Below are 10,901 nucleotides of genomic sequence, written 5' to 3'. Positions count from 1 at the left end.
TGGATTTCTTTCAGTGCATTTTCTTTAAATTCGGTGTAGTCAATGTCTCTTTCTGGTTCGTAAAGCATCTCTTTGATAAAGTCAATGAGCTGCTCCTGCTCCTTTGAGTTCATTGACTCAAGCGACTGGACAATGGCCTGTTTTTTAGTCAAATTTTCCATTTCGTTACAATTAGTGGTTGTACATCTAATCTAACGAGTTTGAAGGTTTATTGTTCGTTTGTTAAGGAAGGTTAATGATTTGTTGATGTAGAAGTCATTTATAATAACCTCTAATAACGGCTAGGTTATCGATTCTGGTTTGGAGCCCCAAACGGGATCATTATCGCGCCATTCGAAATACTTCTCAGCTCCATTTTTGCCACTTGCTATTAATTCAATAACCTTATTCTCTGGCAGGTCAAAATCCGTGGTTTGCACATCTAGTGTATCGATGAAAATGGTACGATTCCAGTCGTTGCTGTGCAGATGGACTTTGTTAGCCATTTCCATAAGGTAATTGACAAGGCCCCCTGAGTAGGACTTTATATTGGTAATTTTTTCTGGTGGACTTGCCCAGTCCCGTTTGGCATATTCTATTACCTCTGTTGAGTCAAGTCTGAAGCCCAAGGTTTCATAATTAAATACATAGCCTTCTACATTACTGTAGTCTACCTTGTCGCCATTGGCTGGATTAGCAAGATATTTTTCATTATCAAATATGTTGATGGGGTAGTTGTAAGATACTCCACCATCAACCATCATGTCGTTGGCAAGATTAAATGCTGCGAAATAGAGCGGGATGGACATTGACATTCTAACAGCGTCTTTTATGGACATGTCTGGAGTGGTTTCATGTGAGAAAGCAACAGACTTTTGTTGGGATAGATTGGTGGCCACGACATATAATTCCCTAAAACTATCATTGCCATTATCGATAGCCTCTTTCAGCTGACCGAAAGTAAAGTTTGTATTTTGAGTTTTCTTATTGATCTGTTCGCCAATCCACTTGTGAAAGGCATCACCTTTATTCCAGCCATACTTCCTTAAAATTCTGGCTATGTTGGTTGGGAAAAACCAGCTATGGTCTTCAAAATCTTTGAAATTGGTTTTAGCGATGAGGTCAGATACTTCGGCTGAGGTGTAACCAAGGGCAAGCAGCGTGGCATTAATGGCTCCTGCAGAAGTACCGGCAACGCGCTTGATGTTTTTTAGAATACCTGAACTATCGAGTATGTCCAATGCTCCGCCATAGGCAATACCTTTCACTCCACCACCTTCAAAGACCAGATTTTTATAGTTAGTGTTTTTCATACGGAGGGTGTTTTAATGATTTGGTGATTGGACTAAGAAGTACCATTAATCTGTAGAAGTCAATATTGATCTTTTGATAATTAAACACTAAGTAGGTTAAGCAAATGATCCCGGGTCTTCTTACCATATACCCCATCAATCTTGAGTGTGCCGCTGGCGGCTTGCAGTTGTTTTAGTGCGGCCTCAGTTTTGTTGCCAAAGTCACCATCAGAGGTGCCGCAATTAAAGCCTGCTAACTTGAGGGCATCTTGCAGCAATTTGATATCAGGTCCGGCATCTCCATTTTGCAGAACAGGTTCTGGTAGCTTGATGACGGATGAGGCCTCCAGTCGTCTAAATCCCAGCACCGTATCTGTAGGATATGCAGACACCGAAACCTGATTACCTTGATTTCCACCTAAACAATACACTCTTTGCTGATCTTTTGAGAACCCTAGAAAAACACCCACATGGCCCTTCCAGGAATTGATCTTTTCTCGCCAGAATATGACAATATCACCAGGCTCCGGAGCATTGTCAACGTTTTGGCCCACCGATAGCCATGAGCGGGCATTAGGCTTATTTGTTCTTGCCAGCCCTGCCTTGAAAGCAACCCAGTTGATAAAAGTGCTACACCAGGGAACTTCATCGTTGCTAACCCCGATGATCCCTGATGCTGTAGCGTAGTCAACTATTCTTTGATTGTTAGTGGGACCGCTAATTTCTTGTTGGCCCAGTTCGGCCGCTGCTATTTGAAGAACTGAATTCATTTCTTCGACTTTTTTTGATTCTCAGAGTCTATGCGCTCATGGCGATATTTACGCTATCCAATCTCCTTAAACCTGAGATATGCTTTGCAGGCATGGCCACTATGGCCACTTCATTGTCATGCTTACCGCCAAGACAGTATACCTGAGTGTTGTCATTGGAATACCAGATGTAAAAGCCAACATAGGCTTTTTTAAGTCCGTCCTCTTCCCATTCAATAATGATTAAATCTCCAGCTTCAGGTTTTTCAGAGCTGTTCTCACCAACTTCTAACCAGTCCTGGGCTTCGTAAACATCATCATGCTTGATGCCAGCCTTTCGGGTGACCCAATTGATAAAGGCACTGCTCCAAACTGATAGATCATCAGCTTGTTTTGAGCTTTTTGATTTTAGTTTTTGGTAAAGCTTAGAGAGATCATGTTTTGGGTTGATATATGTGTTATGACCAAGTTCTCTTATTGCTAGTTTTAGTAAGGAGTTCATTAGGTCTGTATTTAAATTAGTTGGCAAAGCGATGCACCGGCTGTCTGCGGGTCACCACTTCTTCATATCTTGGCACCCTGTCGAGGGTTCTTTCCAATGGAGTTTGTAAGGCACGCTTAACTGCATAAATCAGAGTGTTGTCCAAGTATGGCTTCGTTAGAAGCGCCTTAACATTTAGCTTCTTGGCTTCCCTAAGGAGGTCATAGTCTAGCTGATCGTGCAATAGAATGATAGGTTTGCCTTCTGTGCAGCAATCTTTTCTGAGCATTTTAGAGATGGACATCCCATCAAGCACTGCCAGATTAATGTTGGTGATAATCAAGTCAGGACACTCATATTTTGCTGCTGCCAGCCCGTCAAGGCCATCGGAAGCGAATATAAAATGAAGGTTAAAATGAGCCAATGTTTGATGGATGCTTTTTCTGGCTATTTCGTTGTTATGAATTACTAGTACTTTCTGTCCCTTCATGTCTTTGTATTTTAGATTCAAAGGACAATTTATGCATACTTAAATTATCTGATTGGCAGTTTAAAAAAGCAATCGGTACACCTTATATATACATTTTGTGTAAGTGACTAGCGGTTAATGAGTTGTATTTTGGAGGTCTAAAAGGACATTAGGTAAAAACACCTAACAAATTGAGTGATAATGCCTAAAGTGGCATTCTTTAAATCAGGCCTGATTCGTAGGCATATTTTACCAAACCTACTGTATTTCGTGCGTTCAGTTTGACCATTATTCGTGCGCGATGGTTTTGGATGGTCTTCTCACTTAAGGCCAGTTTATCGCCAATCTCTTTCATGGTCAGTTCTCTGCAAATGAGTTGTAAAACTTCCTTTTCACGATCGGTAAGAGGAGCCGTTTCCTGAAATATTGGGCGTACCTGCTTTTGCTTCCTTTGGTCAATGGCTCCTTTACGCAGGGCTTCAATGACTATCTGATTTTGGTAAAAATCATGCTTTATAACTGAGACTATTGCTTCTTTAACCTCTTCGGGTTCTGCATTTTTTAACAGAAAGGCATGAGCACCTATTTCCATCAGATAAAAAATATGCTGCTGGGTATCGTGCATAGAAAGCACAATGATTTTAACATCTGGATATTTGGCAATGATCTTTTCGGTGGCTTCAACACCATCCATCACGGGCATCTCAAGGTCCATGAGTATGACATCTGGCTGCTGCTCTTTTACCATAGCCAATAGCTCTTTACCGTTTTCAGCTTCTTTTACTTCCTTCACCTGACCAAAGGATTTTACCAAGCGACTCATTCCTTTACGAAAAAGTGTCTGGTCGTCTGCTATATATACGGTCAATTTGCTCATGCTATGATGCTAATTTAATGGTTATTGATGTTCCTTTCGCTATTTCAGTATCAAAGATCAGCTCACCATTCAATAAACTTACGCGGTTTTCTATATTATATAAACCCACTCCTTTTTTAATATCACCTTCAATTAGCTCTTTGTCAAACCCAACTCCGTTATCAACCACAGATAATGAAATAGGATCAGCATGCAGCTGAACTTTTATTTCGCTGGCCTGGGCATGTTTTAAAGCGTTATTGATCAGCTCTTGGGTGATACGATAAAGCAGCAGTTCCTGTTGAACATCAAGGTCAATTTTGTCACCAAAATGTTCGAAAGAGATTTTGGTAGAGGGGTTAGAAAGCTTTTCACAAAGCTCTTCCACCGCCTGCGAGATTCCGAACTGCTCCAAAGAGGAAGGCAGCAGGTCTTTTGATATCCTTCTTACCGTTTCTATGGTCTCGTCTATCATGGCTTTGGTTTCATCTACCGCCTCATTACTTTCTTCTTTGGGTATGGCACCAGAAAGTAACATACCTAAATTTAACTTGGCCGCTGATAGCATAGCGCCTACACCATCGTGCAGTTCTGAGGCAATTCTCTTGCGCTCCTTCTCCTGAGAGTCAATGGTAGATTGCAGCATATTCCGTTGATATTCGGCTTCTATATTCTGTAGCTCCATTTTCTTTTGGAGCATCCTCTTTTGGTAGAACACCACAAAAAACACCACAAACCCAGAGATAAAAAGGAAAATGGAGGTGCCTGCTATGGCTATGATAATTAAAGTATCGAGATTGGACTCCATTTATATTTTGTTTTATAAGTGTAGTAGAAACCTATGATCAATAGAATGTTTCTGATAATAAGCCATGCATTATGAAAAGACCATAAATATAAGCCTGTTTCTTTATCTATTTTGAAAAGAGGATAATACAAAAGGAAAGCTATCACCACTCCACAAAAATAAATAAAGACTGATGTTACAAAGTAGAATGGGGGCCATGATGTTATTAGAGGAACATCCATTTTAGTGATTACACTTTTATAGAATAGCAACCCAAAAGTAATTGAAACAAAAGCACTTGATAACCTCATCGGAGTTGAGTCTTGGTCAATTTGAAAAAATTGCTGGTATATAATTACAAAATAAAGTATTGACAGACCTACAAAGGTGATAAGAGTTATCTTTATAATCTTTTTGTAATCAAAGGATTGAAAAAAGAGCGTAAGAAGTATCAATTCTAAAATTCTGTATACGTCCCCAACATTTCTTATACCAAGGTCAATACCTTTTTTTAGGTAGTAGTAAGAGCTGCTAGCGTTTAAAACATCAGCAAAAAATGAAATGGTAACTAGAATAACAAATAGGTTAATGACTTTTTCCTTCAAAAGCTTTAACCCTAAGACAACAGCCAAACCTGCTGTTATAAAAGAGGTATAAAAGATGATATCAAAGAACAGCTTCATAACTAGGTAGTAATACTTTGATAAATATTATTTAGGCTTTTGACTCTATGGTATACTGATTGACTCCCATTTATATTTTGTCTTATAGGTATAATAGAAGCCCATGATTAGCAATACATTTCTAACTATTAGAAAGCAGTTATGAAAGACCCAGACATAATTTCCCATATTTATGTCAATACGCTGAATTGGAATAATAACAAAGAATGAAACAAAAACACCGCTAAAGTATATAAAAAGAGCACTAATGAAATAAAGGGGCGGCCAAGTGCTAATGTTGGGGATTTCCATTTTTGTAATGATATTTTTAAAAAACAACATGCTAAAAATGATGACCAGTGTCGCACATGTCAATCGCAGGCTTGTCGTATCAACAAATATCTTAAAAAAGGCTGGTTGGATGCTAATAAAGTAAATAACGAAAACCAATGAGGCAACTTTTAATAGACTCTTGAGATTTTTGTTAAACTTTAAACAACAAAAAAAGAAGACTAAAAGAAGGAATTCTATAATTTGATAGGTAGCGGATACTCCTCTAATTCCTAAGTCAATTTGGTAGTAGATGTAATAATGAGAACTAATGGCACCGATTATATCTGCTATTGCAGAAACCAATTGTAGTAGAACTAAATAGTTTATAGCCTTATTCTTCAATAGACTAAAACCATAGATACCTCCAATGGTAGCCGTAGTCAATGATATGTAAAAAATGAAATCAACAATATAGTCCATACGGAATGGACTATATTACTGTAATTTTTATACTTTAGCTAGTATCAGCTTAAAGGGTCGCCTTCTGGTGGGCAATCTGGTGGGCAAGGTTTCCCTGAATCTAAAAGAGTTCCCCCTCCATCTTTTTCCTCTTGATTTGGTAAAATATTGCTCCCATCCTCTTTAGCAGAAACAATCACCAGTTGTGGATTTTTATCATCATCTTGTCCAAAGTATACTCTTATTCCCATAGCACCTGGCTCATCTAATAATGCTTGTATCTTTTCTTTTCCGTAGAAAATCGCTTTGGTTTTGCCAGGGTTGGCATCTCTATAATTCTTAGTCCATTTTTTGGCAATGCCTAAAGGTATAGGCTTGCCTTCTCTTCCATTAAAAGCCATAATAGTTATAATTTAAATGTTAAAATATCACTTAAATTAAAATTTAATCTTCAACTGACCACTGCTTAATACTATAAAAAAGCAAAAATGTCATGAATTTATATTTTCCAATATCCTAACTTATTCACTATCAGCATACTATGTTTTTTGTATGAACGGAAGATAAATTCATTCAATAGATGGTAAATTAGCGGCATGACCATTATTCAATTTGAATACATCATAGCGGTAGATAATTATCGCCATTTTGGGCGGGCTGCTGATGCCTGTTTTGTTACTCAGCCTACGCTGAGTATGCAAATTCAAAAGCTGGAAGACCAGCTTGGGGTACTGATCTTTGATAGAAGCAAGCAACCTGTCGTACCCACAGAAATGGGAAAGACTATTATAGCCCAGGCAAGAAAGGTGGTCAATGAGGCAAAAAGGCTGAACGAAATTGTAGCGGAAGAAAAGGGAGAGATAGCCGGGGAGTTGTCCATTGGTATAATACCTACATTATCACCTTACCTGTTGCCGCTGTTCATTCATAATTTTATAGAGCGTTATCCTAATGTAAAGGTTAAAATCTATGAGCTGATTACCGAAGAGGTAGTGAAAAGGCTAAAAAATGAGATTATAGATATTGGTATAATTGTTACCCCTTATGATGATCCAGGCTTGGTGGCCAAGCCCTTGTTTTATGAGGAGTTTTATGCCTATGTTTCTGAAAAAAGTGAGGTATATAAAAAGGATAAGGTGACGGCCGATGACCTGAAAGGAGATAGCATCTTGCTGCTTAATGAAGGGCATTGTTTTAGGGAGCAGGTTATCAATTTATGTCAGATATATAAGGAGCACGATTCACAGTTTAAATATGAAAGTGGCTCTTTGGAAGCGCTTAAAAGAATAGTAGACATACATGGAGGCTTGACCCTGCTGCCTCAGCTGGCAACACTAGATATTGAAGAAAAGCACAGAAAGAAGATCAAGCAGTTTGTAGATCCCAAGCCTGTAAGGGAAGTGAGTCTGGTGATGCACCGCAGCTATTTAAAGCGAAAACTGGTAGAGGCGCTGCATAAAGAAATATTGGAGGCCATTCCTGATAAAGTGGATATTAAGAAAAATGGAGAGGTTATAAAATGGAAGTAAATAAAGTAAAAGAAGCCACCCAGTGCGTGCATAGTGGTGGAATCATCGATGACAGAACTGGAGGGGTAGTTACACCTATACACACTTCTACGGCTTATGATTATTTGGTGGAGGGTCCATTAAAATACCCACGCTATTTTAACACGCCCAATCAGGATGTGGTTGGCGAAAAAATAAGAGTGCTTGAAGATGGTGAATTTGGACTGGTATTTAGTTCCGGCTTATCAGCAATAACTACAGTTTTGCTGGCATTATTGAAATCGGGTGATCATGCTATTTTTCAGGGCGACATTTATGGTGGAACACATCATGCTATAACCAGCGAATTGTCAAAATTTGGTATAGAATTTTCTTTTACCTCAGGTCTGGAAGTAGATGATTTTGCCAAGCACATAAAGAAAGAAACTAAGCTGATTTATATTGAGACTCCTTCCAATCCGCTTTTGAAGATTGTTGACTTAAAGGGCATTGCAGAACTGTGCAAGGCGAATAGCATTATCTCTGTTATCGATAACACCTTTGCTTCACCCATCAACCAAAAACCGATACATTTTGGGATTGATGTGGTAACACACAGTGGCACCAAGTACCTGGGCGGGCATAGCGATATTACATGCGGAGCCGTGGTGACTTCTAAGCCACTTGGTGATAAAATTTACAAGGCAGCGGTCAATTATGGAGGCAGTCTCGACCCACAGACTTCTTACCTGCTCGAGCGCAGCATGAAGACACTAGCCTTGCGGGTAAAACAGCAGAATGAAAATGCCCAAAAGGTAGCCGAATTTTTAGAGCAGCATACTGATGTGCCTGCTGTCTATTATCCTGGCTTGCCAAGTCATCCATCTTATGCTATTGCTAAAGCTCAAATGACAGGCTTTGGCGGCATGCTTTCCTTTGAGGTAAAGGGAGATCAGGATGCATTTGTTAAAAAACTCGAACTGATAAAGGTGGCCATAAGTCTGGGTAGTGTTGAGTCAACCGTTTCGTCACCATTGAAAACATCGCACTCTAAACTATCAGCGGCACAGCGTGCAGAGGCTGGCATCAAAGACAATCTTTTGAGGCTGTCAGTGGGTATTGAAGATGCCGAAGACCTTATTGCAGACCTGGATCAGGCGCTGAAAAACTAATTGAATTATTTTAATACGTAAACCTAATAATACATCGATGAGAAATATTCTTATTATAATTTTTGCTGGCATGAGTATGGCCTTACATGCTCAAAAGAAAATTACTGTCGCAGACATTTATCAGAAGGGGACATTTAGCGAAGCCTCAGTTAGAGGAATCAACTGGATGAATGCCGGGCAGTATTACAGCGCACTTGAGGGTAATGATATTGTAAAATATGATATCACTACTGGCGAGATAGTGGAAACTATTTTGGATGGTGATGCCCTGAGCCCAAAAATTGACTTTTCGAGCTACTCATTTAATGCTGATGAGAGCAAGGTGTTGTTATTAACAGAAAGAGAAAGTATTTACAGAAGGTCTTATACGGCCGAGTTCTATATCTATGACTTCGCGAGTAAGTCTTTGACCAAACTTTCTGATAATGGAAAGCAGTCTTATGCTACATTATCTCCTGACGGAACTAAAGTGGCGTTTGTGAGAGGTAACAATTTGTTCTATGTTAATCTATCAGATGGCAGTGAAGTGCAGGTAACTGATGATGGCAAGTTTAACCACATCATTAACGGTAGCACTGACTGGGTTTATGAGGAGGAACTGTCTTCAACCAGAGCTTTTGAATGGTCAGGAAATAATGATCTGTTTTATCTGACTTTTGATGAAAGTGGAGTTAGAGAATACAACATGCAGGTGTGGAATAAGGGGCAGTTGTACCCAACAGATTACAGGTTTAAATACCCAAAAGCTGGTGAAGACAATTCCAAATTAAAGGCAACTATCTACACCCTTTCTACTAAAGCCAAGAAGGAGGTAAAAGTAGGTGAAGGCGAGTATTATATTGCACGAATTAGCCAGACCCCAAACCCTAATGAGTTATCATTGATCAGGCTAAATAGACTTCAAAATAAGATTGACCTGCTGCATGTTAACACTAAAACGGCTGAAGCTAAAGTGATCTTGTCTGAAACTACAGATACTTATATTGACATTGATTTTGTAGATGACCTTACCTATTTGAAGGATGGTAAATCATTCATTTTTGCCAGTGAAAAAAGTGGTTACAAGCACCTTTACTGGTACGGAATTGACGGGAAACTGAAAAATCAGATTACTTCTGGCAATTGGGAAGTAGATAATTTCTTAGGGGTAGATGAGTCTTCAAGAACCGCCAAGTTGTATTTCACCTCAACAGAATACTCTCCAATGGATAGACTTTTCTATTCAGTAGATATTAATGGTAAGAACAAGAAATCGCTAAGGGCTGAACCTGGTGTTCACAGCATTAATATGAGTAGTGATTTTAAATATTATATTGATAGTCACAGCAGCAATGATCACCCACGTCATGTGAATCTTTACAGCACGGCTAAAAACAAGCTGGTGAAGACTTTAGAAGACAATCAAAAACTAGAGGCGACTATCAAAGAATATAATGTTCAAAAGAAAGAGTTTTTTACTTACAATACAGTAGATGGTACATCAATTAATGGCTATATGATTAAGCCGGCCAACTTTGATGAGAATAAGGAATATCCTGCGCTAGTATTTCAATATAGCGGTCCGGGTTCTCAGCAGGTATGGAACAACTGGGGTGGTGGTAGCAACTTTTACTGGCACCAGATGCTAACTCAAGAAGGTTATATTGTTGTTGTTATTGACCCTAGAGGTACAGGAGGAAGAGGAGCTAAATTTAAGAAGCTTACTTATAAGCAATTAGGTAAATATGAGTCTATCGATCACCAGGCCGGAGCAAAATATCTGGGTAATATTCCATACATTGATGAAGAGAGAATTGGTATTTGGGGATGGAGCTATGGTGGCTATATGTCGTCATTGGCAATGTTTCAGGGTGAAGGACTTTTCAAAGCGGCTATTGCCGTTGCTCCTGTGACCAACTGGAGATTTTATGATACCATCTACACTGAGCGTTACATGGATACGCCACAAAATAATGCTGATGGCTATGACAGTAACTCGCCAACTACCCATGCAGCTAAACTTAAAGGCAATTACCTTTTAGTGCATGGTACTGGTGATGATAATGTGCATTTCCAAAATGCAGTGACATTGCAGAATGTGCTGATCCATGAAGGCAAGCAGTTTGATTCATTCTACTACCCTGACAGGGCTCATGGTATTTCAAAAGACAATGCCAGAATGCATTTATTCACTATGTTGACCAACTGGGTGAAAGAGAATTTGTAAGCTAAGGAAGCTGCTGTCATGCCGGAAAA

11 protein-coding genes are annotated in these 10,901 nt (G+C 39.2%); 3 read left to right on the top strand and 8 right to left on the bottom strand.

Translation table 11 applies throughout. The features are described from left to right. Positions 1-281: 281 nt before the first annotated feature. The 8 genes from E1140_RS21035 to E1140_RS21000 all read right to left on the bottom strand — a co-directional run bounded on the left by E1140_RS21035 (position 282) and on the right by E1140_RS21000 (position 6,408). Positions 282-1,292: a patatin-like phospholipase family protein gene (locus E1140_RS21035; RefSeq protein ID WP_155188753.1), complete on the bottom strand. Its 1,011-nt coding sequence runs from the start codon at positions 1,290-1,292 to the stop codon at positions 282-284. Between the two features lie 80 nt (positions 1,293-1,372). Continuing rightward, positions 1,373-2,041 (bottom strand): C40 family peptidase, encoded by a 669-nt coding sequence (locus tag E1140_RS21030; RefSeq protein WP_155188751.1) that lies wholly within the window; start codon positions 2,039-2,041, stop codon positions 1,373-1,375. Positions 2,042-2,069: 28 nt separating this feature from the next. Beyond that, the gene (locus tag E1140_RS21025; RefSeq protein ID WP_155188750.1) at positions 2,070-2,522 is read right to left on the bottom strand and encodes a C40 family peptidase; all 453 of its coding nucleotides are present in this window, start codon (positions 2,520-2,522) and stop codon (positions 2,070-2,072) included. Positions 2,523-2,538: 16 nt separating this feature from the next. Beyond that, a complete protein-coding gene (locus E1140_RS21020; RefSeq protein WP_155188748.1) occupies positions 2,539-2,991 on the bottom strand; it encodes a response regulator in 453 nt (150 codons plus the stop codon). A gap of 199 nt (positions 2,992-3,190) precedes the next feature. After that, the gene (locus E1140_RS21015; protein ID WP_155188746.1) at positions 3,191-3,847 is read right to left on the bottom strand and encodes a response regulator transcription factor; all 657 of its coding nucleotides are present in this window, start codon (positions 3,845-3,847) and stop codon (positions 3,191-3,193) included. A gap of 1 nt (position 3,848) precedes the next feature. Next, on the bottom strand, positions 3,849-4,634 hold the full coding sequence (locus E1140_RS21010; protein WP_155188744.1) for a sensor histidine kinase: 786 nt from the start codon (positions 4,632-4,634) through the stop codon (positions 3,849-3,851). Then, a complete protein-coding gene (locus tag E1140_RS21005) occupies positions 4,610-5,296 on the bottom strand; it encodes a hypothetical protein (protein WP_155188742.1) in 687 nt (228 codons plus the stop codon). The genes E1140_RS21010 and E1140_RS21005 overlap by 25 nt, the downstream gene beginning before the upstream one ends. A gap of 776 nt (positions 5,297-6,072) precedes the next feature. Then, on the bottom strand, positions 6,073-6,408 hold the full coding sequence (locus E1140_RS21000) for a hypothetical protein (RefSeq protein ID WP_155188740.1): 336 nt from the start codon (positions 6,406-6,408) through the stop codon (positions 6,073-6,075). A gap of 195 nt (positions 6,409-6,603) precedes the next feature. On the opposite strand from E1140_RS21000, the gene E1140_RS20995 reads away from it, so the two are divergent. The 3 genes from E1140_RS20995 to E1140_RS20985 are packed head-to-tail and all read left to right on the top strand — an operon-like array spanning position 6,604 to position 10,872. Further along, a complete protein-coding gene (locus E1140_RS20995) occupies positions 6,604-7,536 on the top strand; it encodes a hydrogen peroxide-inducible genes activator (protein WP_155188738.1) in 933 nt (310 codons plus the stop codon). Next, positions 7,527-8,666 (top strand): trans-sulfuration enzyme family protein, encoded by a 1,140-nt coding sequence (locus E1140_RS20990; protein WP_155188736.1) that lies wholly within the window; start codon positions 7,527-7,529, stop codon positions 8,664-8,666. The genes E1140_RS20995 and E1140_RS20990 overlap by 10 nt, the downstream gene beginning before the upstream one ends. 37 nt (positions 8,667-8,703) lie before the next feature. Beyond that, entirely contained in the window at positions 8,704-10,872 is a 2,169-nt protein-coding gene (locus E1140_RS20985; protein WP_155188734.1) for a S9 family peptidase, read from the top strand. Positions 10,873-10,901: the final 29 nt, after the last annotated feature.

Source organism: Fulvivirga lutimaris (assembly GCF_009711525.1).
Classification (GTDB): domain Bacteria; phylum Bacteroidota; class Bacteroidia; order Cytophagales; family Cyclobacteriaceae; genus Fulvivirga; species Fulvivirga lutimaris.
This window is presented reverse-complemented; position numbering and strand designations above follow the sequence as displayed.